A 21,921-nucleotide genomic window follows, 5' to 3' on the forward strand; every position below is an offset into this window, starting at 1 on the left:
TTGCGGGGTGTGCAATCTGCCCCCGTCACCCAGCGGATTTGGCCAGCGCCAATGCCTCTTCAAAGACCCCGGTGCCCACATGGTTCATCAGCACCAGCACCAGCCGCGCATTCAGGGCCTGGCTTTCCGCCTCGCTCAATCCCTTGTGCGCCGCCAAGAGCGCGGCATAGGCGGCGTCCGGATCGGCCAGATTCGGCGTGGTGATCAGGCTCATGTCCGGTCCTCCCAGATGACCGCGGCAGCGCTTGCGATGGCCTCTGGCGCGGCGGTCTGCCACCGGGCCGCGACGATCTGGTCCGGGCGGATCAGGTATAGTGCGCGCGTCGCCCCGCCAAGATAGCGCGCGCGGACCTCGGGCGTCGGCTCCACGCTCAGCGCCTTCAGCCCCGGCACACGGGGGGCAGGCTGGCCGATGGCCAGAAGCACCGTCTCACGCCCCAGCCTGTCGATCAACCAGCCATCGGCCAGCGGCGCATCCGGGGCCACCGCGCCGGGGCGGGCGGCAGGGGGCAGGGCAGGGTCGTCCGGCCCGGTCAGCGGATAGGTGCAGGCCACCGACAGCCGCCCCGAATTCACCAGCGGCCGCGCGAAAGCCGCTTTGCCCGCCAATGCCAGCACTGCGTCGCGGAACCACCGCTCGGCCCCCGGTGCTGGCGACATGAACCGCGTGGTGCGCGATGAATTCAGCAGGTTCTCGTCCGCCCCGTACTGCCGCTCGCGGTCATAGGCGTTCAGGATTGCGGGGTCGTGGCCCTTTGCCACCGCCGCCAGCCGCCAGCCGAGCGCATCCACGTCCTGCAAGCCCCCGTTGCCGCCGCGCGCACCGAAGGGCGAAACGATATGGGCCGAGTCGCCGCAGAAGATCACCGGACCATGCACGAACCGCGCCAGCCTGCGGCACTGGAAGGTATAGACCGACACCCAGTCCAGCCGGAAATCCCGATGCCCCACCGCCTTCTCGATCCGCGGGATCACCCGCTCGGGTTGCCGCTCCGCCTCGGGGTCGGCGTCCCAGCCCAGTTGCAGGTCGATCCGGTAGATGTGGTCCGGCTGCTTGTGCAGCAGGGCCGATTGCCCGGCATGGAACGGCGGCTCGAACCAGAAGCGGCGCTCTGACGGGAAATCGCCGGTCATCTCGATATCAGCGATCAGGAAGCGCTCCTCGAACAGCTCGCCGTCGAAATCGAGGCCCAGCATCCCCCGGATATCGCTCTTCGCCCCGTCGCAGGCGACCAGATGGTCGGCCTCCAGCCGGTAGGCGCCGTCCGGCGTCTCCACCGTCAGCACCGCATGGTCACCCGACGCCAGCCCGGTGACCTTGTTCTTCCACCGCAGGTCGATCAGCCCCGGAAACTCCAGCGCCCGGGCGACGAGGTATTCCTCGACGTAGTATTGCTGGAGGTTCACGAAGGCCGGCATCTTGTGTCCCGGCTCGGGCTGCAGGTCGAAGTTCCACACCTCCGCGTCCCGGTGCAGGGTGCGCCCCACCTTCCAGACCACACCCTTCTCGACGCATCTCTGGCCGACCCCCAGCCGGTCCAGAACCTCCAGCGCCCGCTTCGACCAGCAGATCGCGCGGCTGCCGACCGAGACGACGTTGTTGTCGTCCAGCACCACTGAGGGCACGCCGAGCTGTGCCAGGTCGATGGCCAGCGCCAGCCCGATCGGCCCTGCGCCGACGATGACGACCTTGTGGCGCGGCTCCGGCGCCGTCAGCCCGGGGGGCGCAGTGTAGGGGAATGGTTGGTAATCGTATGCCATCGCTTACCCCTGCAACGCCGCCCACATCTCCAGATCGCGCTGGGCGGTCCAGATCCGGGGGTGATGGATGCCGCGCGCCTCGTCATAGGCGCGGGCGACGTTGAACGGCAGGCAGTGCTCGTAGATCGCATAGTCCTTGAACTTCGGGTCGCATTCCGCGCGACAGGCGTCCCAGGCCTCCTTCAGCGACCCGTTCCGCGCCGCCACCCGCGCGACGGGACTGTAGGTCGAGGCCACGAAGTCCTTCGTCCGGTCCAGCGCCCCGTTAACGGCCTTCTGGCCGATCACCGCATCGCCTCGCCCCGGCGCGATCGCATCCAGATCGTAGGCCCGGATCGCCTCCAGCGTCGGGCCCCAGTCGGCGAAATGACCGTCGCCGCAGTAGCATGCCGAATGCGCCTCGACGATGTCGCCGGTGAACATCACGTTCTGGTCGGGGACATGGATCACCGCATCCCCCGCCGTATGCGCCCGACCAAGCTGCAGGATGTCCACCCGCCGCTTGCCCAGCCAGACGGTCATCCTGCCATTGAAGGTTGTGGTGGGCCAGGTCAGGCCAGGGATGGACTCATGACCTTGGAACAGGCGCGGAAAGCGCTGGAACTCGCTGTCCCAGTCCTCCTGCCCGCGCTCGGCCACCATGTTGCGGGCGGCCTCCGACATGATGATTTGCGGCGCCTTGAAAGCGCTCGCGCCCAGCACGCGGACAGCGTGATAGTGGGTCAGGACAACATGAGAGATCGGCTTGTCCGTAACCCCCCGGATGCAGTCGATCACCTTCTGCGCCAGCCGTGGCGTGGCCTGCGCTTCGACCACCATCACGCTGTCGTCGCCGATGATCACGCCCGAATTGGGGTCGCCCTCGGCTGTAAAGGCGTAAAGCCCCTCGCCGATTTCGGTGAAGCTGATCTTCTTGTCCGCAAGGTCGCCCTGCGATGCGAAAGCCTTTGCCATTTCAGTTCCTTGCGTAAGGGTCCTCAAGTGCTGCGAGAAGTTTCCCGCTGCACTCGCCAAAGCCGATCCGGTAACCGTCGCCCTGCGCCTGACCGCGCAGAACCAACGTGTCGCCATCCTCGATGAAACTGCGGCTGCCCCCGTCGATGGCGAGCGGCTCCTTGCCACCCCAGGACAGCTCCAGAAGGCTCCCGCGCGACTGCTTCGTCGGGCCCGAGATGGTGCCAGACCCCAGAAGATCGCCCACATTCATCGGGCAGCCGCTCGTCGTGTGATGCGCCAGCTGCTGCGCGGCCGAGTAATACATCTCGCGATAGTTTGTCCGCGCGATCACGGTTTCGCGCCCGGCCTCCGGGGTCAGTCCAACCTCCAGCGCGATGTCGTAAAGCATCGGCCCTGGCTCCCTCAGGTGCGGCAGCAGCGCCACCTCGCGCGGGGGGGTGGACACGCGGAAGGGCTCCAGCGCCGCCTTCATCACGATCCAGGGCGAAATCGTCGTGGCCGTCGCCTTGGCCTGGAACGGCCCGAGCGGTTGATACTCCCAGGCCTGGATGTCCCGCGCCGACCAGTCGTTCAAGAGGACATAGCCGAAGATCATTGCATCGGCCTCGGCCACCGTCACCGGCCCCTCGCTCGCCATGCCCACTACGGCACCCATCTCCAGCTCGATGTCGAACCGGCGCGAGGGCTGGAAGGCGGGCAGCCCCTGGTCCGGCCCTTTCACCTGCCCCCAGGGCCGCCGCACCGGGGTGCCGGAAACCACTACGGACGAGGCCCGCCCGTTGTAGCCGATCGGGATATGCAGCCAGTTCGGCGGCAGCGCATTCTCGGCCCCCCGGAACATGGTGCCGACGTTGAAGGCATGGTTCCGCCCTGCGTAGAAGTCGGTGTATTCGCTGATGAGGAAGGGGAGGTGCAGTTCGGCCTGCGAGAGCGGCACCAGATGCGGCTCCACCGCCGCCCTCTCGGCCGAGCCTTCCGCCAGCAGCACAGTCAGCCGGGCGCGCAAGGCCGCCCAGACCTCCGGCCCCGCCTCCATCACCTCGTTCCAGCAGGGCACGTCCAGAAGCGGTGCGCCGGGAAGCTCCAGCACCCCCGCTTCCTCCAGCGCGGCCAGGTCCAGCACGAAATCCCCGATGGCAATGCCGCAGCGGGCGTCCTCATCGGGCGTCGAAAACACCCCGCAGGGCAGGTTGTTCAGCGGAAACGGATGGTCCGGCGCATTGGCGCTTTCCACCCAGGATCGGATCAAGCCCATGCGGCTTCCTTCATCTTCTGTCCGAAAATATCCCGCGGGGGGCCGGAGGTGTGAAACCCCCGGTCCGCCGCCCGTCACTTCACGCCCGGCGTCCCGTCGAACTTCTTCTCCAAGGACCCCCAGCAGTCGATGTAATCCTCCTGCAGATGCCCGGCCTGCGCCGCGAAGGGCGTCAGGTGCTGCGGAAAGCGGGTCTCGAACATGAAGCTCATCGTCTCGGACTGGCGCACCGGCACCATCGGCTCGTTCGAGGCATGCTCGAAGGCACCCTTGTCCGGCCCGTGCGGCAGCATGCAGTTGTGCAACGACATGCCCCCCGGCACGAACCCCTTGGGCTTGGCATCGTAGACGCCATAGATGTTGCCCATCAGCTCGGACATGACGTTCTTGTGGTACCAGGGCGGGCGGAAGGTGTTCTCCGCCACCATCCAGCGTTCGCGGAACAGCACGAAGTCGATGTTCGCGGTCCCCTCGATGCCGCTCGGCGCGGTCAGCACCGTGAAGATTGACGGGTCCGGGTGATCGAACAGCACCGCGCCCACCGGGCAATAGGTGTCCAGGTCGTATTTGCAGGGCGCGTAGTTGCCGTGCCAGGCCACCACGTCCAGCGGCGAATGGCCGATCTTCGTCTCGTGGAACTGGCCGCACCATTTCACCGTCACGGTCGAGGGCGCCTCCCGGTCCTCGAAGGCCGCGACCGGGGTCTTGAAGTCCCGCCGGTTCGCCATGCAGTTGGCCCCGATCGGCCCACGGCCCGGCAGCATGAACTTCTGCCCGTAGTTCTCGCAGACGAAGCCCCGCGCGGGGCCTTCCAGCACCTCGACCCGATAGACGAGGCCCCGCGGCAGGATCGCGATCTCGCGCGGCTCCAGGTCGATCACGCCAAGCTCGGTGCAGAACCGCAACCGGCCTTCCTGCGGCACGACCAGCAGCTCGCCATCCGCCGAGAAGAAATATTCGTCCTGCATCGAGGCGTTCACCAGATACATATGGCTCGCCATGCCGGTCTGGGTGTTTACATCCCCCGCCGTTACCATCGTCCGCATGCCGGTGATCCAGGTCAGCTTCTGGGTCGCGGGCACGGCCACCGGATCCCAGCGATACTGGCCGAGACTGATGATGTCCGGGTCGATGCAGGGCGCCGATTTCCAGAACGGGACGTCGATCTTCCGGAACCGGTGCGTGTGCTTGACGCTGGGCCGGATCCGGTAGCACCAGGTCCGTTCGTTCTGGTGGCTCGGCGCGGTGAAGGCGGTGCCCGACAACTGCTCGCCGTAAAGCCCGTAGTTGCACTTCTGCGGGCTGTTCATGCCTTGCGGCAGCGCGCCCGGCAGGGCCTCGGTCTCGAAATCGTTGCCGAAGCCCGGCATGTAGCCTTCGTGCGGGCCGGTGATGCTTGCGGCTCGGATCATGCCCTGCGGCAAAGCATGATGGGTCATCGGGTCCTCCTCCGTCTGGTCGAGTCGATTAATAGTTGCAACTGCAACCAAGTCAAGCTTAACATGACAAGCAATCCCGAACCGGCTAAAGCCAGCCCATGACCGATGTTATCCTCTACGACTACTGGCGTTCTTCCTCTGCCTACCGGGTTCGGATCGGGCTGAACCTGATCGGCATTCCCTACCGAAGCGTCCCCGTCGATCTTGCGACCGGGGCACAACGCGATCCGGCCCATCTCCAGACCAACCCGCAGGGCCTTGTCCCGGTGCTGGAGATCGATGGCCTCCGCCTCACCCAATCCCTCGCGATCCTGGAATACCTGGACGAAACACGACAGGCCGGCTTCCTGCCCGCACACCCCGCCGACCGCGCCCGCGCCCGCGCACTCGCTCATGCCGTCGCCATGGAGATCCAGCCCGTCTGCAATCTCCGCGTCGCGCAACACGCCGTCTCCCTCGGCGGCGGCGCCACGCTGGAAGGCTGGATGCGCCATTTCATCACCCTCGGCTTTCAGGGGCTGGAGCCGATGCTGACCGGCGACAGCCCCTTCAGCCATGGGCCGACGCCCGGCCTCGCCGACCTCTGCCTCGTCCCCCAGGTCTACAACGCCCGCCGCTGGGGCCTCGACCTGACCCCGTTTCCCCGCATTGCGGCCATCGCTGCCCGGATGGAGGCCTTGCCGGACGTCGCCGCCGCCCACCCCGACCGCGTGAAACCGGGGGCATGACCATGCCGGGACGGGATTTCGACCTCCAGGACTTCCTGCCCTATCTGCTGAACCAGGCCGCCGAAGCCACAAGCCTCGGCTTCCAGGCCACCTACCGGGCCCGCTATGGCCTGACCCGGACGCAATGGCGCGTGATGGCCAATCTCGGACGCTTCGGCGCGATGACTGCCCGCGACATCTGCCGCCTCAGTCATATCGAAAAGACCAAGGTCTCCCGCGCCGTTGCGGCCATGGAGGTCGAGGGGCTTTTGCTGCGTACAACCAGCCCCGAGGACCGCCGGGCCGAGAACCTCTCCCTCACGCCCAGGGGCCGCGCCGTCTTCACCGAGATCGGCCAGCACGCGCAGGATTTCGACGCCAACCTGCGCGCCCGGCTCGGCCCCGAGATTTCCGCCCGCATCGACGCCATCCTGCGCGAGATCATCGCGCTGAACCGGGCAGGCGAAGACGACGCCGACACCGACGGCTGAGCGTCAGTCGAAGCTGGTGATTGCGACCACCACCGCCTGGGTGGGCTCTGGTGGGCCGTCCTCCCGTCCCCGCAGCGTCCGCACCTTGGACCGGCTGCCAAGCTCGGGATCACGACCGACGGCCTCCAGCGCCATCCTGCGATGGGCGTCTGAAACCTCCTCGCAGGCGCCTTTCTGCGTCCAGCGTCGGTAGGAGATGGGGCTGGTCACTGCCGCCGTCACCACCGCGCCCGAGATGTCGTCGTTCCGCACGCGCTTGGAGTCATGCAAGGCGTGGATGCTCTCGGCGATGATCATCGCGGACTCGGCAAAGCTCATGTCGGCAACAACCGCATACTTGGGCCTCTTCTTGCCATCCTCCCAGCATTGCTTGGCGCGGAACAGCCAGTCATGCACGATATAGGCCGGGCCATAGTTCCAGGGTGTGAGGCCGCGGAAGGCCCGTGCCAGCGAGGGGACCGATCCGCCGTCAGTGTAGATCATGGTGGGCTGGATGACGGTCGTTTTGTCAGGCCGCGTGAACGTCAGCGGCTTGGCCTCGGTCGGGACGTAGACAAAGGTTCCATCTCCCTCTTTGTCGGTGCCGCGCAGCCAGACCACCGCGACCTCTCCGGTGAATGTTCCTGCTCTGGTCGTTTCGTAATTCACATTTGCACAACCGCAGGCCATGGCGGCGAGGGCCGAAAGCGCAAGGCTCCGCATCGCGATCCTCCGTCATCAAATGTCGGAAGCCTAGCATGTCTGCCGCAGGCGCGTGAGTCCGGTCCTCCGGCGACCGGACGCTCCGCCTTCGACTTCGTCTCCTCGTCGGAGGTCGGTGCGCGGATGGGAAACCTGCCCACCGCCCCACTTCCGCGAGGACGACGTCATCGACGGGCGAACCGCCGCCCGCTCGCGAGCAAGTGCTCCGTCAGCCGCGCCCCGCGATCACCCCGGCCAGCCGTTCCGCATCCTTCCAGGCCCCCCAGATGAAGGACGATCCCCGACACGACAGCCAGGGCAGGCCCATGAAATAGAGCCCCTTAACCTCAGACACACCCTCCTTGTGGCGCGGGCGACCATCGGGCTGGAAGATGTCCAGGTCGATCCAGCCGAAGTCCAGCCGGAAGCCGGTGGCCCAGATCACGGTAGAGATGCCTTCCCGCTTCAGGTCCAGCGCCAAGGTCGGCTGCGTCACGCAGTCGGGCAGGGGCAGCAGGTTGCGCGCCTCCGGCTCCTCGGGAAGGTCAAGGCCATTGGCCCTGGCATAGGCGTCGGCCTCGTCCAGCACCGACAGGTAGTTCCGGTCGCCGGCCTCCATGTTGGTCCGCAGATCATTGGCGAACTGCAGCACACCGTCGCGGTAGTCGCCCGCCCGGCCCAGAAGCGTCACGCCAAGGCCCGCCAGACGGCGGAAGTCCATCGTATGCCCGCCATAGGCGCCGCTCACCGCGATGGTGATATGCTCGGTCCCCGGCGTGGGCGCCTTCATGTCCCATTTGCCCAGCTTGCCCAGCCACCAGACGAAATCCTGCCCCCGGTAGCGGCGCGGCGGGCGGTCATGCGGCCCGAGCGAGAGGTACACCCGGCGGCCTGCGCGGACCAGTTCCTCGGCGATCTGCGCGCCGGATGACCCCGCGCCCACCACCAGCACCGCGCCTTCGGGCAGCTGGCCGGGGTTGCGATAGCTGTTGGAATGCATCTGCGTGATCGCGGGATCGGTGATCACGGTCGGGATCACCGGCTTCTGGAACGGGCCGGTGGCCACGACGACGTTCTGCGCGGCGATCTCGCCGATCGAGGTGGTGGCTCGGAAACCGTCGCCCTGGCGTTCCAGCTTGGTGACCTCCACGCCGGTGCGGATCGGCAGGTTCCGGTCCCCGGCAAAGCGGACGAAGTAGTCGGCGACCGCCTCCTTCGGCGCGAATTCGTCGGGGTCGAGGTCGGTGAACTCGGCATCCGGGAAGCGGTCGTGCCAGGCGGGGCCGTTGGCGACCAGGCTGTCCCAGCGCCAGCTCCGCCAGCGTTCCGCGATCCGGTCGCGTTCGAGGACGAGGTGCGGCACCCCCTGCTTCCGCAGGTGAGCCGAGGTGGCGACCCCGGCCTGACCGCCGCCGACGACGAGGGTATGGATGGATTCGGTCATGTTCTATGGCCCCTGAATGGAAGAGTGTCCACGGTGGACATTTTCTGATTACGAAGTAAAATGAGATGATTATCCGTGGACGTTAACCGTTTCTTCATGGCTTGAAAGCTACTCATCGCCGGGCACTCCGTAAGAGGGAGCCCGGGTCGGATCCTCCGCCCGCTGGACATAGGCGGCCATCTGCGGGGCGTAGACGGTCCAGGCTTCGCGCAACATTCCGATGGGGTTGTCGGACCAGTCGATCCGCAGATCGACCAGAGGCCAGTCCAGCCGGTCGGCCACCTTCAGCCCGGTGGAATGCACCGGCCCCGCTTCGCCACCGGCCTGCAACCCGGCTTCCAGTGCAAGCATCAGACGTTCCGCGAGGTGGCCTTTGGCAGCGGTAAAGGCTTCGACCATCGCCATCGGGACAAGTTCCCCCGCAAGGAGGTTGCCTCCCGCCGCACAGTCGGTGGCCCGCGCCTCGCCCCAGATGCCCAGCACCTGCCGCCCGGAATGGATCGCCGTCCGCCCTTCGCGATCGACGACCAGAAGCTGCCGGTAGTCGATGTGCGGGCGGTCCGCGGTGACGACCGCAAGGGCATCGGCGGCTGGAAGGCCCGATTCCAGCTGGTCCAGCACCATGGGCCCCAGCGCCGGGTCGGTGATGTTCTGGCTCGCCACCGCCCCCACGCCCGCGCGGACATGGGCGCAGCGCGCCGCGACGGCGGGCGAGGAGGAGGAGATGGCCATCCCGAACTGCCCGGTCCGGGCGCAGCGGGCGACGATGGAGAAGGTCATGCCCCGCCTCTCAATCTTCGTCCGGGATCACGGCGGTGCCGTCGATTTCCACCAGCCAGGACGGTCGGGCCAGTGCGGTGACGACCACCCCGGTCGAGACCGGGTGCACCCCCTTGATGTATTCGCCCATCGTCCGGTAGACCGCCTCGCGGTGGCGGACGTCGGTCAGGTAGACGACGACCTTGCACAGATGCTCCATCTTCCCGCCGACCTCTTCCAGAAGCTGGCGGATGTTCTGCATCACCTTGTGGGTCTGCTCGACCGGGTCATGGCTGCCGATGTCCTTCGCGGTGTCCAGGTCCTGCGGACACTGGCCGCGCAGGAACACGGTGCGGCCCCGCGCGACCACGGCCTGACACAGGTCGTTGTCGAGCTTCTGCTCGGGATAGGTATCCTTGGTGTTGAACTTGCGGTGGCGGAAGTGGGTCATCGTCGGTCCTTGGTGAGGGGCGGTTTTCAGAATGAGCGCCTTGCGGCGCGAGCCTTTTGTCTCGGCCCTGCGTGTGAAGAACACGCAGAGCCTCGGCTGTGCCTCCGGCGGGGATACTTGCGGACAGGAAATGCCGGCGCGCGGGTCATGGCAAGAGCGAAACCCCGGGGTTGAGCGCGGCAATCTCGCGGCGGAAGGCAAGCGCGTCGCCGCGGTCGGGCTCGTCCAGGCCTTCGGCCCAGGCGCGGCCGGCATAGGTGGCCCAGGCGATCGGGCCGGGGGCGGCGGCGTCGCCGATGAGCTTGAGGGAGCGGATGCCCACCGCCTGCCAGTCGAGGGCTTTCGCGTCGTGGAAGAGGCTGTCGTTCGGCGTGCGGGAGGTGACGAAGAGGACGGCATCGGCGGGCAAGGTGGTCTGCCGTCCGGTCCAGGTGCAGCCGAGGGTCATCTCTGTTGCGCCAATGGCCTCTGGCGCCTTGCTCAGGTGGACTTCCACGCCGATCTCCAGCAACCGGCGCATGATCGTGCCCTGTTCCAGCGTGTTGTCCGTCCATTCGGCGACCTTCACTGCAGGGGTGACGAAGTGGACGCGGTTGCCCTTGGCAACCAGGAGTTCGGCGAGGACCGAGCCCATGTAGAAATGGTCGTCATCATAAAGCGCGACGGTCTGGCCTTCCGGGCAGCGGCCCGCCATCAGGTCGTCGGGCGTATAGAGCGGCATCGCCGGATCGGTCGGGATCGGGTGGAGGTGCAGCCGTGCCACGGCATCGCGGCGCCATGTGGCCCCGGTGGCGATGGCGACGTGGTCGGCACCCATTGCGAGGATATCCTCGGGCGCGAGAGGACTGTCGCGGTAGATGTCGACGTTCGGCATCACCGCCATCTGGCCGGTGCGGAAGTCGGCCACCCGGCCCCAGGCGGAAAGGCCGGGGAGCAGGCGTTCCTGCGCGACGCGACCGCCTAGGGTGGTGCTGGCCTCGGCCAGCGTCACCCGGTAGCCGCGCCGGGCGGCTTGCAGGGCGGCTTCAAGTCCCGTGGGACCGGCGCCGACGATGAGGACGCTTTCGGAGGCACCCTTGGGACGGGCGCGATCGGGATGCCAGCCCTTGCGCCATTCCTCCATGAAGGCGGTGTTCTGGGTGCAGCGGCTGATGCCTTGCGTCATGTCTCCGCTGACGCAGATGTTGCAGCCGATGCATTCGCGGATGTCCTCGTAGCGGCCTTCCTGGACCTTCACCGGCAGGAAAGGGTCGGCAATCGAGGGGCGGGCGGCGCCGATGAAATCCAGCACGCCGGTCCTGATCTGGCGGACCATCGCGTCGGGTGAGGTGAAGCGGCCGACGCCGACGACGGGCTTCGGGGTGAGTTCCTTGATGCCACGGACGAGGTCCTCCTGCGCGCCTTCGTCCTTGAAGCGGCTGGTGCCCGAGCAGGCCTCCCAGGTGCCATTGGCAAGGTCCCAGAGGTCCGGAAGGTCGGAATGCATGGCGATGAAGTCGCGGAGTTCGGCGTTGGAGAAACCGTAAGACCCGGCCTCGTGCAGCGACATGCGGAGCGTGACGGCAAGCTCGCCCTTCGTGGTTTCCCGTGCATCTTCAACGATCTCGCGCAGGAACCTCGCGCGGTTTCTCAGGTCGCCGCCATATTCGTCGGTCCGGTGGTTGGTGGCGCGGGACAGGAAATGTTGCAGGATGCCGAAGCCATGCGCGCCGTAGAGGCAGATCAGGTCGAAGCCCGCCTGATGCGAGCGGCGGAAGGCGTTGCGGAACCAACGGCGGAGGTCGCGGATATCCTCCTTGTCCATCGTCCGGGCCTGCACCGGGTCGGAGGTGAAGGTGAGGATCGGGCCGCCGGTGACGGCGAGCGGCACCTCGCGCGAGTAGAGGTTGGGGCCGTTGATGCCGGAATAGGCCAGCTGGATGCCTGCCAGCGCGCCATGGGATTTCATCGCCTCGGCCATGCGGGCGAGCGCGGGGATGTCCTTGTCCTCCCACAGATGCTGTTCGATGAAAGGGGTGATCTCGGAGGTCGGGTGGATTTCGGTCTGTTCGGTGAAGATCACGCCCCAGCCGCCCTCGGCCTTGGTGCGGCGCATCTCGACTACGGCAGAGGGGTCGCGGTAGCCGCCGCCATTGCAATGCGGCACCTGATAGAAGCGGTTCTTGGCGGTCTTGGGGCCAATCTGGAGCGGCGTGAACAGGATGTCGTGGCGGGGGTCGCGCATCAGAGCTGCCTCAGGTCGGTGGACTGGGTGGAGAGACGAGACGGGTCGCGGCGCGGAAGCTCGGCGACGAGCAGCGTCGGCATATCGCCCGCCTGGGCGAGGATTTCGCCATGGGGGCCTGCGATGACGGAGTTGCCGACATAGGTCAGGTCGCCCTCGGTCCCGCAGTAGTTGGCATAGGCGATGGTCACCCCGTGGTTCGCGGCCATCGCCGGGACGGTGGCGCGGGGGACATGGGTGAAGGGTGCCATGTTCGCGGTGGGGCAGAGGATCAGTGTGGCCCCCCTGTCGGCAAGCGACTTCACATGCGGCGCGAACTCCACGTCGTAACATATCAGGATTGCGGCAGTTTCATCGCCAAGGGTGAAGACGGGAAGCGCGTCTCCGGCGGCATAGAGGGCACGTTCGCGCGCGCCGTAGAGCTGGACCTTGCGATAGTTGCAGAGAAGCGCGCCATCGGGGCCGAAGCAGGCGGCGGAGTTGAAGAGCCGGTCGCCCTCGCGTTCGGCGTAGCCGGTGACGAGTGCGGTGCGATGGGTCTTCGCGGCCCGCGCCAGCCGCCGAAGCGGCGGGCAGTCGAGGGCCAGCGCGCGGGCGGGAATGTCGGGCCGGTTGTAGCCAGGCAGCCAGACCTCGGGCAGGACGAGGGCGGCGGCACCCATCGCGGCGGCTGCGGCCAGCGCAGCCTCGGCCTGGGCGCAGGCAGCGTCGATGTCGGCGGCGGGAGAGTACCCCTGCCATAGGGCCAGTCGCATGATTCGGCTCCGCTGTCATCGGAGGGCGCATACCCCCTTGATGGCTTCGAAAATCCTATCGTGGTGACATTGGGGGGTATATACCCCCAACGAGGTATACCGCATGACCGAGATGTCCTCCACCGTCGAGACCAGCCTGGCGCAGGCCATCGCCAGCCTGCGGCAGGAGGGGTTTGCCGAGGCGCTCTGGCAGGTCTGCCTCGCGCTTGCTGCGCCGGACAATCTGATTGTCATGGCCTACCGCGACGCCGGGCCACCGCTGGTACTGCTGACCCGGGCAGAGAATCCGAAGGTCTATGCGCGGCTGCAGGACGGATACCTGGCCGGGGCCTACCGGCTGGATCCCTATTACGAGCTGCATCTGGGGCGGGTCGCGGAGGGCGCCTACCGTATCCGCGACATCGCGCCGGATGCGTTCCAGCGCAGCCGCTATTTCACCGAATATTTCGGCGAGACAACGCTGATCGACGAGATCGCTTTCGTGGCACCCGTGAGCGAGGGCCTGTCGCTGAACCTCTGCCTCGGGCGCGATGCGCGCTCGGGGCGGATGTTCGGCGCGGGTGAGATGGCGGCATGCCGACGGATGTCCCCGGTGCTCGCGGCGCTGGCGCTGGCCGAGTGGCGGGGCCTCGAGCGGGGGGCGGGCGAGGCGGAGGATATGCCGGCGCTCTTGATCCAGGCGGCGCGGGGGCAGGGCATCCAGTTGTCACCCCGACAGGCGATGGTTGCGCTTCTGATCCTGCGTGGCCATTCCACCGCCTCGATCGCGCTGCGGCTCGGGGTGTCGCCGCAGACGGTGAAGGTGTTCCGCAAGCAGCTTTACCAGCGTTGCGGGATTTCGTCGCAGGCCGAGCTGTTCTCCTTGCTGCTGCCGCTGCTGGGCTGATCACCAGCGGCGTTCGAACCGGCGGCGGAGGAGGATCGCGGCGACATTCATGATCACGAGGAAGACCAGAAGCACGATGATCGCGCCGTTCGAGCGTTCGATGAAGGCGGGGTCGGCACGGCTGGCCCAGCTGTAGACCTGGACGGGCAGAGCGGTCGCGGGGTCCATGAAGCCCTCGGGCGGGGCGGCGGGATAGTTGTCGACGAAGGCGACCATGCCGATCAGGAGGAGCGGCGCCGTCTCGCCAAGCGCGCTGGCGAGGCCGAGGATCGTGCCAGTCAGGATGCCGGGCATGGCGAGCGGCAGGACATGGTGGAAGACGGTCTGCATCTTTGACGCCCCGATTCCGAGGGCCGCGTCGCGGATCGAGGGCGGCACGGCGCGGATGGCGGCGCGGGTGGCGATGATGATGGTGGGCAGGGTCATCAGGCTGATCACCAGGGCGCCCACCAGTGAGGAAGACTGCGGCAGGCCCGCGAAGTTGATGAAGATCGCCAGGCCCAGGATGCCGAAGACGATCGAGGGGACGGCGGCGAGGTTCGAGATGTTGACCTCGATCGCATCGGTCCAGCGATTCTTCGGCGCGAATTCCTCAAGGTAGATCGAGGCGGCGACACCGACGGGGACGCACATCACCAGCACCATCAGCATCATGTAGGCCGAGCCGAGCAGCGCCACGCCGAGGCCCGCGGCTTCGGGCCGCTGGTCCGAGGCATCGGCATTGGTGAAGAAGCCCCAGTTCCAGGCCGAAGACAGCATCCCCGCCTCCCGCAGCTTTTCCGCCAGGAGCAGCTGTTCCGGCTTGATCGTGCTGTCGCGCTTGGCGGTTTCCAGCGTGACGCGGCCCTTGAGGAAGCCGTCGATACGGCCCGCGGCCAGGACCTGCGCGTCAATCGTTGTTCCGACCAGCGCGGGATCGGCCAGCACCTCGGCCCGCAGCACACCGGCGGCATCCTTCGAGATGATCTCGCCGATCTCCTTGGCCGAAAGCCCGTCCTGGCTGATGCCCCGGCGGTCGAGCTCGGCCGCGAAGGCCTTGGCCAGCACCTTCTGGTAGCCGACGGTCGTGACCTTCGCCATCTCGTCGCGGGCGCGGTTGCCCTTGGGGTCCAGCACCTCGGCGGAAAGTTCCATCGGGAAGCTCAGCTGTGCCTGGTGGAAGGCCGAGGCACCATCGCGCAGGATGGTGAAGAGCATGATCGCCAGCGTCACCAGCGAAAGGGTGATCGCGATGATGCCATAGGCGCGGAAGCGCGTCTCGGCAGCATTGCGGCGCTTCATCTGCGCGCTGGCGGTCAGGATCGACTGCCGGGGAGGTGCGGCGAAGCCGGGGGCGGCGGAAAGGTCGGTCATTCGTATTGCTCCCGGTATTTCCGCACGATCCAGAGGGCGAAGATGTTGAGGCCGAGGGTGATGACGAAGAGCGTCATGCCGAGGGCGAAGGCGACCAGCGTTTCTGGGGCGGCAAAGTCCGTGTCGCCGGTCAGCTGGCCAACGATCTTGACGGTCATCGTGGTCATCGCCTCGAACGGGTTGAGGCTGAGTTTCGCGGCGGCGCCTGCGCCCATCACCACGATCATCGTCTCGCCGATGGCGCGGCTGGCGGCCATCAGCACCGCGCCGACGATGCCGGGCAGGGCGGCGGGCAGGACGACCTGGCGGACGGTCTCGGACCGGGTGGCGCCAAGGCCGAGGCTGCCGTCGCGCAGGGATTGCGGCACCGCGTTGATGATGTCGTCCGACAGCGAGGAGATGAAGGGAATATTCAGGATGCCGATCACGATGCCTGCCGTCATGACCGAGGAACCAGAGTTGCCAAGTCCCAGCGGCGCGGCGAACCAGTCGCGCAGCATGGGGCCGACGGTCACGAGCGCGAAGATGCCGAAGACCACCGTCGGGATGCCCGCGATGATCTCGATCAGCGGCTTGACCCAGTTCCGCACGGGCTTCGACGCATATTCCGCCAGGTAGATCGCGGCGAAGAGGCCGACGGGAACCGCCACCAGCATCGAGATCAGCGTGATGTAAAGCGTGCCCCAGACCAGCGGCAGGATACCAAGGTCGGACCCGCCACGGAAGTTCGGCGACCAGGTGAGGCTGAAGAAGAAATCCTGGATCGGATATTTCGAGAAGAAGTCGAAGGTCTCGGACACCATCGACCACACGATGCCGACCGTTGTGAGGATCGCGATGGACGAAGCGGCCATCAGAAGCCCGAGCATGGCTTTCTCGACCAGGTTGCGGGCGCGGAAATCCTTGTGGGCGCGGGTGACGCCCCATAAGAGGCCAAGGACGGCCAGCGCCAAGACGGCGGCGGTGCGTCCGGCGGCCCCCCAGTGCGACATCGCGCGATAATCCTGTGCGGCGGCAAGCACGTCCTTCGAGACGTTCGATCCCAGCGCCACGCCGACCTTGGCCAGCCGGTCACGGACGTCGGTGAATTCGGTGCGGATCATCCCGGCCTCGGCTTCCGACATCGCGCCCTGCGCGACGGCGGCATCCAGGCCTGCCGCCACGCGGCGGACATCGGCCATGGTCAACTCGGCGCTGGTGGCGTCCGAGACGAGCGTGGCGGGAAGGCTTGCCGATATCCGCGCCTCGATCACCATGGGTTGCAGCATCAGCCAGACGGCCAACGCAGCCAGCGCCGGGACCAGCACCGCAAGTGCACCGAACCAGCCATAGTAGAGCGGAAGCGAATGCAGCTGCCGTGGATTGCCGTCCGCTGAAGCCAGCGCCCGTTGCCGTGACAGAAGAAAGGCGGCGGTCGCAAGGACGGCGAGGACAGCCAGGATCATCAGGACGGACATGGGCTCTTCCGCGGGTCAGGTCTGTAAAGACGGGCGGGGCGCGACCGCCCCGCCCGATCAAGTCAGTTTATTCCAGCGGTCCCATCGGGGTTTCCGCAGCCACGGCAGCCTGGGTCGCGGCCAGCTCGGGGTCGGAAACCAGCCCATAGGCGGCCAGCGGGCCGTCCGGTCCGGCCATGTCGTCGCTGACGAAGAACTCGATGTATTCCTTCAGGCCGGGGATCACACCGATATGCGCCTTCTTGACGTAGAAGAAGAGCGGGCGCGACACCGGGTATTCGCCCGAGGCGATGGTTTCGGTCGAGGGCACGATGCCGGACATGGTGGCGACCTTCAGCTTGTCGGTGTTGTTCTGGTAGAAGGACAGGCCGAAGACGCCGACCGCGTTCTTGTCGGCGTCGAGCCGGGCCAGCGTCTCGGTATAGTCGCCGTCGATGTCGACCGAACGGCCGTCGGTACGCAGGCCCAGGCAAGCCTTCTTGGCATTGGCTTCCTTTTCCTTGTCATCGGCGCCTTCGGCGGTCGCCTTGAACAGGTCCAGCGCGCCGGTTTCCTTGCAGCCCGCTTCCAGCACCTTCACGTCGAAGACTTCGCGCGTGCCGTGCTTGGTGCCGGGGATGAAGGCCAGGATGTCCTGGGCAGGCAGGGCAGGGTTCACTTCGGCCCATTGCGCGGCGGCGTTGTCGGCCAGAGCGCCATCCTTCACCACCTTCGCGGCCAGCGCGTTGTAGACGTCGGCAGGGGCCAGCGCGAAATCGGCGCCATTCACGTCCGAGGCGAAGACGATGCCGTCATAGCCGATGCGGACTTCCATGATCTCGTCGACGCCATTGGCCTTGCAGAGGTCGATGTCCGACTGCGCGATGCGGCTGGAGGAGTTGGCGATGTCGACGGTGTTCTCGCCCACGCCTTCACACAGCTTCTTGCGGCCCGCGCCCGAACCGCCGCCTTCCACCACCGGGGTGGGGAAATCGAAGTTCTCGCCGAAGGCCTCGGCGACGATGGTGGCATAGGGCAGCACGGTCGAAGAGCCCGTGACCTGGATCTGGTCGCGGGCGGCGGCGGGCATCGCGGCGGCGAAGGCCAGGATCGACGCGGTGAGAGAGGCGGATTTCATCGGAACACTCCTGATATCGTGCGGCCCTTGCGGCGGGCGGCATGACAGCGCTCTAGCCGCCCTGCGTGACGCTTAGATTGCAGGAATGTAAAAGCTGTGTGACAGGCGGGACCGTCAGGCGGGCCGGTCAGGCGGGCCCTAGCATCCGTCGCGTGATGGTCTCGGCGATCATCATGGTGGGGGCGTTGGTGTTGCCCGCGATGATCTGCGGCATCAGCGAGGCATCGACGACGCGCAGCCCCTCCACCCCCCGGACACGGCCCTGCGGATCGGCGACCGAGGCGTTGTCGCTGCCCATCCGGCAGGTGCCGACCGGGTGGTAGATCGTCTCGGCCCTCGCGCGGATGAAGGCTTCCAGCTGGGCGTCGCTGGCGACCTGCGGGCCGGGCAGGGTTTCGCGGGCGATGTGGCGGGCGAGAGCCGGGGCCTGGATGATGGCGCGCGCGATCTTCAGCCCGTTCAGCAGGACCGGCAGGTCGTCGGGGTGGGAAAGGTAGTTCGCCTCGATCCGGGGCGCGGCCAGCGGGTCGGGGGTGGCAAGGCTGATCCGGCCCCGGCTTTTCGGCAAAAGGTCGCAGACATGCAGGGTCAGGCCATAGCCCAGCGACAGGCGGCGGCCATGGTCGTGCAGATAGGCGGGGATGAAGTGGAATTGCAGGTTCGGGCGGTCTCGGGTGGGGTCGGAGGTGACGAAGCCCCCGGCCTCGGCCACGTTCGAGGTGAACTCGCCCCGCCCCCGGCGCAGGTAGGCCCAGCTGGCGCGAAGCGCGCGGGGCAGGAAGGAGGGCGCGATGCCGATGGCGCTGCGGTCGTTCACGGCAGCCTGCACGGTGATGTCGAGATGGTCGGCGAGGTTCCCGCCCACCTCGGGCGCGTGATGCAGGACGGGGAGGCCCACCGCCTGCAAATGCTCGCCCGGCCCGATGCCCGACAGCAGCAGAAGCTGCGGCGAGTTGATCGCGCCGCCGGAGAGGATCACCTCGCCGCCTTCGGCCAGCGGCAGCACCCGGTCGCGCAGCTGAACACCGGTGGCGCGGCGGCCCTCGAAGCGCAGCCGGTGGACCTGCGCGCCGGTCAGCAGGGTCAGGTTCGGGCGGTCGCGGACCGGGTCGAGGAAGGCCCGCGCTGCGCTGAACCGGCTGCCGTCCCTCTGCGTCACCTGATACAGCCCGACGCCGGTCTGCTCTGCACCATTGAAGTCGGGGTTGGCGGAGAACTGGCACTCGGCCCCGGCCTGCACGAAGGCGAGTGAGAGCGGATTGGGCTGCACCAGGTTGCTGACCGTCAGCGGCCCGCCTTGCCCGTGGTGGTTGTCATCAAGGCCTTGGTTGTCCTCCATCTCCTTGAAGACCTGACCCACCTGGGGCCAGTCCCAGTCCGGGCCCGCAACCTTGGCCCAGTCGCGATAGTCCTGCGGATGGCCGCGCATGTAGATCATCGCGTTGATCGAAGACGACCCGCCGAGAACCCGGCCGCGTGGCCAGTAGAGGCGGCGGTTCGTCAGTTGCGGTTCGGGCGCAGTCTCATAGCCCCAGTTCAGCCAGCGCATCTGCGCCAGCGCCGCCAGGCCGAAGGGCATGTGGATCATCGGGTTGCGGTCGGGCGGCCCGGCCTCGACCAGGCAGACGCGGGTTGCGGGGTTCGCGCTCAGTCGGTTGGCCAGCACGCACCCGGCGGACCCCGCGCCGACGATGATGTAATCGTAGGTCATCCCAGCACCCGCTTGATCAGGTCGATCAGCCGCATCACGCGGGGGCTGTAAGGCGGGAAGATCAGCGGCAGCAGCAGGAAGCGGTTCCGCATCACGGCGCGTTCATGGCTGAAGGCGCGGAAGCCTGCTTGCCCATGCGCCGCGCCGATGCCGGAGGTGTTCACTCCGCCGAAGGGCAGGTTCAGGTGGGTGTAGTGGACCAGCGTGAGATTGACGCCCACCGCGCCCGAGGTGGTGCGGCGGGTGATCTCCTCGACCCGCGTGTGGTCGCGGTCGAAGATGTAGAGCGCCAGCGGCTTGTCCTGGGCGTTGATCGCCTCGATCACCTCGTCGATCCGGTCATAGGCCAGGACGGGCAGGATGGGGCCGAAGATCTCCTCCTGCGACAGCCGCATGTCGGGGGTGGTGCCCTCAACCAGATGCGGGCCGACGGCCTGGCCGGACTGGCCCGCCGCCAGAAGCGGCACCGCGCCCTTGGCCAGCCCGTCGGCAATCAGCGCCGACAGGCGCGCGGCGTGCGAGGGCGAGACGATGCGAGTCAGGTGGGGCGAGGCTTCGCCGCCACCATAGGCGCGGGCGATCCGCTCACGCAGCACCTCCAGAAATGCATCTTTCACCGAGGCGTGGACGTAAAGATGGTCGGGCGAGATGCAGTTCTGTCCGGCGTTCAGGAACTTGCCGAAGGTGATCCAGTCCGCCGCCTGCTTCAGGTTCGCCCCCGGCCCGACGATCACCGGCGACTTCCCGCCCAGCTCCAGCGTGACCGAGGCCAGCGTCTTCGCCGCCGCCGCCATCACGATCCGTCCCACGGCGGGCGAGCCGGTGAAGAAGATGTGGTCGAAGGGCAGGGCGAGCAACGCCTCGGCCTCCGCCTTGTCGCCCTCGACCACCGCCACCAGGTCGGGCGGGAAGCACTCGGCGATCATCCGGGCGATCAGCGTGCTGGAGGCGGGCGTCAGCTCCGAGGGTTTCACAATCGCGGCGTTCCCGGCAGCGAGGCAGGAGGCGAGCGGGCCGAGCGCGAGGTGGAAGGGCAGGTTCCAGGGCGCGATGATCAGGCAGGTGCCGCGCGGCTGCGGCTCGATCCGGGCCGAGGCGCCGAAGGTCGCCAGCGTCGGCCAGACCCGGCGCGGCTTCATCCAAGCCCGCAGGCGGCGGCGGGCGTGGCCGATTTCCTGCAGGATGTTCAGATAATCCATCAGCACCGCCTCGGCCTCGGGGCGGCCCAGATCGGCTTGCAGAGCGGCCACGATGGCGGCTTCGTTCCGACGCACCACATCCGCCAGCCGGTCCAGCGCCGCGCGGCGTTCGGCCAGGCCAAACCGCCTGCGGCGGGCGTCATTCCCCGCCTTCATGGTGGCGAAGAGCGCGGCAATGTCAGGGCGCGGGCTGTCCATGTGTCGAGCTTAGCCGATCCCGGCGACAAACCCAGTGCGACGCAACGTCAGGCTGCGCTCAGGCCAGTTCCGGCAGGAAGGCCGGGCAGGCCAGTTCCATCCCCTCGGCGTAGATCACCTCTTCGTCGTCGAAGCGCAGGGTGAACAGCCGGGCGCTGCGATGGGTTTCGACGCAGATGAATTCGCCATCGGCCAGGCGCGCGGCGGGAATGGCCGCGACCGGCGCGCCATACAGCGCCTGCGCCCGCCAGTCGCGGATGATGACCGGCTGGTCGGGAGACAGAAGCAGGTCCTGATCGGGCCGGTCATGCCCCATGGAGGAGGCGCGGATGCGCACCAGCCTGACCATCTTGCGCACGACGACCGAGACCGAGGTCAGCCGCCGCGCACCGGCGCGCGTCACGATGCGGTCGCCGGGCGTCAGATATTCGACCGGAAGCACGCCTTCCAGGGTCCGCACCATGCTGCCGGCCAGCATTCCCGGCGCCGGTGGCATTCCTGCCCCCCCTGGTGTTCTGGAAAACGGCGCTTTGGCGTCCATCGCCACGTCCTCACGTAATGTCCCGAGGCCAGCTTGGGCGGGCTTTGTGGTCCGCATTCGATGTCGGTTCGGTCATTTCTGGGCAGTTGTGGCCTGATCCCGCTTCGGTTGTGGCGCAAATGGGGCGGCGCTTTTGCCCCTCGCACCCCCTTGGCAGGTTTGCTAGAAGGCGCGGGATGCGGGTGTGGCGAAACTGGCAGACGCACTGGATTTAGGTTCCAGCGCCGCAAGGCATGGGGGTTCAAGTCCCTTCACCCGCACCAGCCCGCCCGCCGCGCAGGCTGGCGATTCCCCCTTACATCGGATGGAAGGCTTTGCTAGAAGGCCCGCGATCGCGCGCAGGGCCTTGGCCCTGTGCCGTTGACCTATTGCGCATCAGCGCCCGAGAGAAGCTTAGGAAGGACGTCCCCCCATGCAGGTCACCGAGACCCTGAACGAAGGCCTCAAGCGCGGCTACACCATCACGGTGACGGCGGCCGAACTGGACGCGAAGGTCCAGGAAAAGCTGATCGAGGCGCAGCCCGAGGTCGAGATC

21 protein-coding genes and 1 tRNA gene are annotated in these 21,921 nt (G+C 67.2%); 5 read left to right on the forward strand and 17 right to left on the reverse strand.

Going from position 1 to position 21,921, the window contains the following annotated elements:
• Positions 1-25: 25 nt before the first annotated feature.
• The 5 genes from JNJ68_RS01670 to hmgA form a co-directional block, all read right to left on the reverse strand.
• The gene (locus tag JNJ68_RS01670; protein ID WP_294978139.1) at positions 26-214 is read right to left on the reverse strand and encodes a DUF2783 domain-containing protein; all 189 of its coding nucleotides are present in this window, start codon (positions 212-214) and stop codon (positions 26-28) included.
• Positions 211-1,761 (reverse strand): FAD-dependent oxidoreductase, encoded by a 1,551-nt coding sequence (locus JNJ68_RS01675; RefSeq protein WP_294978141.1) that lies wholly within the window; start codon positions 1,759-1,761, stop codon positions 211-213. Before JNJ68_RS01675 ends, JNJ68_RS01670 begins: the two co-directional genes overlap by 4 nt.
• A gap of 3 nt (positions 1,762-1,764) precedes the next feature.
• Positions 1,765-2,715: an MBL fold metallo-hydrolase gene (locus JNJ68_RS01680; RefSeq protein WP_294978143.1), complete on the reverse strand. Its 951-nt coding sequence runs from the start codon at positions 2,713-2,715 to the stop codon at positions 1,765-1,767.
• A gap of 1 nt (position 2,716) precedes the next feature.
• A complete protein-coding gene (fahA, locus tag JNJ68_RS01685) occupies positions 2,717-3,973 on the reverse strand; it encodes a fumarylacetoacetase (protein WP_294978145.1) in 1,257 nt (418 codons plus the stop codon).
• Between the two features lie 74 nt (positions 3,974-4,047).
• On the reverse strand, positions 4,048-5,412 hold the full coding sequence (hmgA, locus tag JNJ68_RS01690) for a homogentisate 1,2-dioxygenase (protein WP_294978148.1): 1,365 nt from the start codon (positions 5,410-5,412) through the stop codon (positions 4,048-4,050).
• Positions 5,413-5,510: 98 nt separating this feature from the next.
• Between hmgA and maiA the strand changes: the two genes are divergently transcribed.
• Both maiA and JNJ68_RS01700 read left to right on the forward strand, forming a co-directional pair.
• Positions 5,511-6,140, forward strand: a complete 630-nt coding sequence (gene maiA / locus JNJ68_RS01695; protein WP_294978150.1) for a maleylacetoacetate isomerase — start codon at positions 5,511-5,513, stop codon at positions 6,138-6,140.
• Between the two features lie 2 nt (positions 6,141-6,142).
• A complete protein-coding gene (locus JNJ68_RS01700) occupies positions 6,143-6,610 on the forward strand; it encodes a MarR family winged helix-turn-helix transcriptional regulator (RefSeq protein ID WP_294978153.1) in 468 nt (155 codons plus the stop codon).
• A gap of 3 nt (positions 6,611-6,613) precedes the next feature.
• Here the strand turns inward: JNJ68_RS01700 and JNJ68_RS01705 are convergent, their stop codons facing one another.
• The 6 genes from JNJ68_RS01705 to JNJ68_RS01730 form a co-directional block, all read right to left on the reverse strand.
• A complete protein-coding gene (locus JNJ68_RS01705; protein ID WP_294978155.1) occupies positions 6,614-7,312 on the reverse strand; it encodes a DUF1353 domain-containing protein in 699 nt (232 codons plus the stop codon).
• A 208-nt stretch (positions 7,313-7,520) separates the two neighbouring features.
• Positions 7,521-8,735 (reverse strand): NAD(P)/FAD-dependent oxidoreductase, encoded by a 1,215-nt coding sequence (locus JNJ68_RS01710; protein WP_294978157.1) that lies wholly within the window; start codon positions 8,733-8,735, stop codon positions 7,521-7,523.
• Between the two features lie 108 nt (positions 8,736-8,843).
• On the reverse strand, positions 8,844-9,515 hold the full coding sequence (locus JNJ68_RS01715) for a DUF1028 domain-containing protein (protein WP_294978158.1): 672 nt from the start codon (positions 9,513-9,515) through the stop codon (positions 8,844-8,846).
• Positions 9,516-9,525: 10 nt separating this feature from the next.
• The gene (locus JNJ68_RS01720) at positions 9,526-9,945 is read right to left on the reverse strand and encodes a RidA family protein (protein ID WP_294978160.1); all 420 of its coding nucleotides are present in this window, start codon (positions 9,943-9,945) and stop codon (positions 9,526-9,528) included.
• A 145-nt stretch (positions 9,946-10,090) separates the two neighbouring features.
• The gene (locus JNJ68_RS01725; protein WP_294978162.1) at positions 10,091-12,169 is read right to left on the reverse strand and encodes an FAD-dependent oxidoreductase; all 2,079 of its coding nucleotides are present in this window, start codon (positions 12,167-12,169) and stop codon (positions 10,091-10,093) included.
• Entirely contained in the window at positions 12,169-12,924 is a 756-nt protein-coding gene (locus JNJ68_RS01730; protein WP_294978163.1) for a nitrilase-related carbon-nitrogen hydrolase, read from the reverse strand. Before JNJ68_RS01730 ends, JNJ68_RS01725 begins: the two co-directional genes overlap by 1 nt.
• A 103-nt stretch (positions 12,925-13,027) precedes the next feature.
• Here JNJ68_RS01730 and JNJ68_RS01735 point away from each other — a divergent pair, with 103 nt between their 5' ends.
• Positions 13,028-13,810 (forward strand): helix-turn-helix transcriptional regulator, encoded by a 783-nt coding sequence (locus tag JNJ68_RS01735; RefSeq protein WP_294978165.1) that lies wholly within the window; start codon positions 13,028-13,030, stop codon positions 13,808-13,810.
• Here the strand turns inward: JNJ68_RS01735 and pstA are convergent, their stop codons facing one another.
• The 6 genes from pstA to JNJ68_RS01765 form a co-directional block, all read right to left on the reverse strand.
• A complete protein-coding gene (gene pstA / locus JNJ68_RS01740) occupies positions 13,811-15,163 on the reverse strand; it encodes a phosphate ABC transporter permease PstA (protein ID WP_294978167.1) in 1,353 nt (450 codons plus the stop codon).
• Positions 15,160-16,620: a phosphate ABC transporter permease subunit PstC gene (gene pstC, locus JNJ68_RS01745; protein ID WP_294978168.1), complete on the reverse strand. Its 1,461-nt coding sequence runs from the start codon at positions 16,618-16,620 to the stop codon at positions 15,160-15,162. Before pstC ends, pstA begins: the two co-directional genes overlap by 4 nt.
• 67 nt (positions 16,621-16,687) lie before the next feature.
• Positions 16,688-17,737, reverse strand: a complete 1,050-nt coding sequence (locus JNJ68_RS01750; protein ID WP_294978170.1) for a substrate-binding domain-containing protein — start codon at positions 17,735-17,737, stop codon at positions 16,688-16,690.
• A 127-nt stretch (positions 17,738-17,864) separates the two neighbouring features.
• Entirely contained in the window at positions 17,865-19,448 is a 1,584-nt protein-coding gene (locus JNJ68_RS01755) for a GMC family oxidoreductase N-terminal domain-containing protein (RefSeq protein ID WP_294978172.1), read from the reverse strand.
• On the reverse strand, positions 19,445-20,845 hold the full coding sequence (locus JNJ68_RS01760) for an aldehyde dehydrogenase family protein (RefSeq protein ID WP_294978174.1): 1,401 nt from the start codon (positions 20,843-20,845) through the stop codon (positions 19,445-19,447). The genes JNJ68_RS01755 and JNJ68_RS01760 overlap by 4 nt, the downstream gene beginning before the upstream one ends.
• A 58-nt stretch (positions 20,846-20,903) precedes the next feature.
• Entirely contained in the window at positions 20,904-21,341 is a 438-nt protein-coding gene (locus JNJ68_RS01765; RefSeq protein ID WP_294978176.1) for a Hint domain-containing protein, read from the reverse strand.
• 223 nt (positions 21,342-21,564) lie between these two features.
• Here JNJ68_RS01765 and JNJ68_RS01770 point away from each other — a divergent pair.
• Positions 21,565-21,649 (forward strand) — tRNA-Leu (locus JNJ68_RS01770).
• Between the two features lie 149 nt (positions 21,650-21,798).
• Positions 21,799-21,921 (forward strand): trigger factor (locus JNJ68_RS01775; protein WP_294971658.1); only part of this gene is annotated, 123 nt, incomplete at its 3' end.

This window comes from Tabrizicola sp., assembly GCF_016793705.1.
GTDB lineage: Bacteria > Pseudomonadota > Alphaproteobacteria > Rhodobacterales > Rhodobacteraceae > Tabrizicola.

Excerpts from the sequence above, each read along its gene's own strand:
- JNJ68_RS01670 (WP_294978139.1), bottom strand. The coding sequence starts at position 214 with ATGAGCCTGATCACCACGCCGAATCTGGCCGATCCGGACGCCGCCTAT.
- JNJ68_RS01675 (WP_294978141.1), bottom strand. The coding sequence starts at position 1,761 with ATGGCATACGATTACCAACCATTCCCCTACACTGCGCCCCCCGGGCTG.
- JNJ68_RS01680 (WP_294978143.1), bottom strand. The coding sequence starts at position 2,715 with ATGGCAAAGGCTTTCGCATCGCAGGGCGACCTTGCGGACAAGAAGATC.
- fahA (WP_294978145.1), bottom strand. The coding sequence starts at position 3,973 with ATGGGCTTGATCCGATCCTGGGTGGAAAGCGCCAATGCGCCGGACCAT.
- hmgA (WP_294978148.1), bottom strand. The coding sequence starts at position 5,412 with ATGACCCATCATGCTTTGCCGCAGGGCATGATCCGAGCCGCAAGCATC.
- maiA (WP_294978150.1), top strand. The coding sequence starts at position 5,511 with ATGACCGATGTTATCCTCTACGACTACTGGCGTTCTTCCTCTGCCTAC.
- JNJ68_RS01700 (WP_294978153.1), top strand. The coding sequence starts at position 6,143 with ATGCCGGGACGGGATTTCGACCTCCAGGACTTCCTGCCCTATCTGCTG.
- JNJ68_RS01705 (WP_294978155.1), bottom strand. The coding sequence starts at position 7,312 with ATGCGGAGCCTTGCGCTTTCGGCCCTCGCCGCCATGGCCTGCGGTTGT.
- JNJ68_RS01710 (WP_294978157.1), bottom strand. The coding sequence starts at position 8,735 with ATGACCGAATCCATCCATACCCTCGTCGTCGGCGGCGGTCAGGCCGGG.
- JNJ68_RS01715 (WP_294978158.1), bottom strand. The coding sequence starts at position 9,515 with ATGACCTTCTCCATCGTCGCCCGCTGCGCCCGGACCGGGCAGTTCGGG.
- JNJ68_RS01720 (WP_294978160.1), bottom strand. The coding sequence starts at position 9,945 with ATGACCCACTTCCGCCACCGCAAGTTCAACACCAAGGATACCTATCCC.
- JNJ68_RS01725 (WP_294978162.1), bottom strand. The coding sequence starts at position 12,169 with ATGCGCGACCCCCGCCACGACATCCTGTTCACGCCGCTCCAGATTGGC.
- JNJ68_RS01730 (WP_294978163.1), bottom strand. The coding sequence starts at position 12,924 with ATGCGACTGGCCCTATGGCAGGGGTACTCTCCCGCCGCCGACATCGAC.
- JNJ68_RS01735 (WP_294978165.1), top strand. The coding sequence starts at position 13,028 with ATGACCGAGATGTCCTCCACCGTCGAGACCAGCCTGGCGCAGGCCATC.
- pstA (WP_294978167.1), bottom strand. The coding sequence starts at position 15,163 with ATGACCGACCTTTCCGCCGCCCCCGGCTTCGCCGCACCTCCCCGGCAG.
- pstC (WP_294978168.1), bottom strand. The coding sequence starts at position 16,620 with ATGTCCGTCCTGATGATCCTGGCTGTCCTCGCCGTCCTTGCGACCGCC.
- JNJ68_RS01750 (WP_294978170.1), bottom strand. The coding sequence starts at position 17,737 with ATGAAATCCGCCTCTCTCACCGCGTCGATCCTGGCCTTCGCCGCCGCG.
- JNJ68_RS01755 (WP_294978172.1), bottom strand. The coding sequence starts at position 19,448 with ATGACCTACGATTACATCATCGTCGGCGCGGGGTCCGCCGGGTGCGTG.
- JNJ68_RS01760 (WP_294978174.1), bottom strand. The coding sequence starts at position 20,845 with ATGGACAGCCCGCGCCCTGACATTGCCGCGCTCTTCGCCACCATGAAG.
- JNJ68_RS01765 (WP_294978176.1), bottom strand. The coding sequence starts at position 21,341 with ATGCCACCGGCGCCGGGAATGCTGGCCGGCAGCATGGTGCGGACCCTG.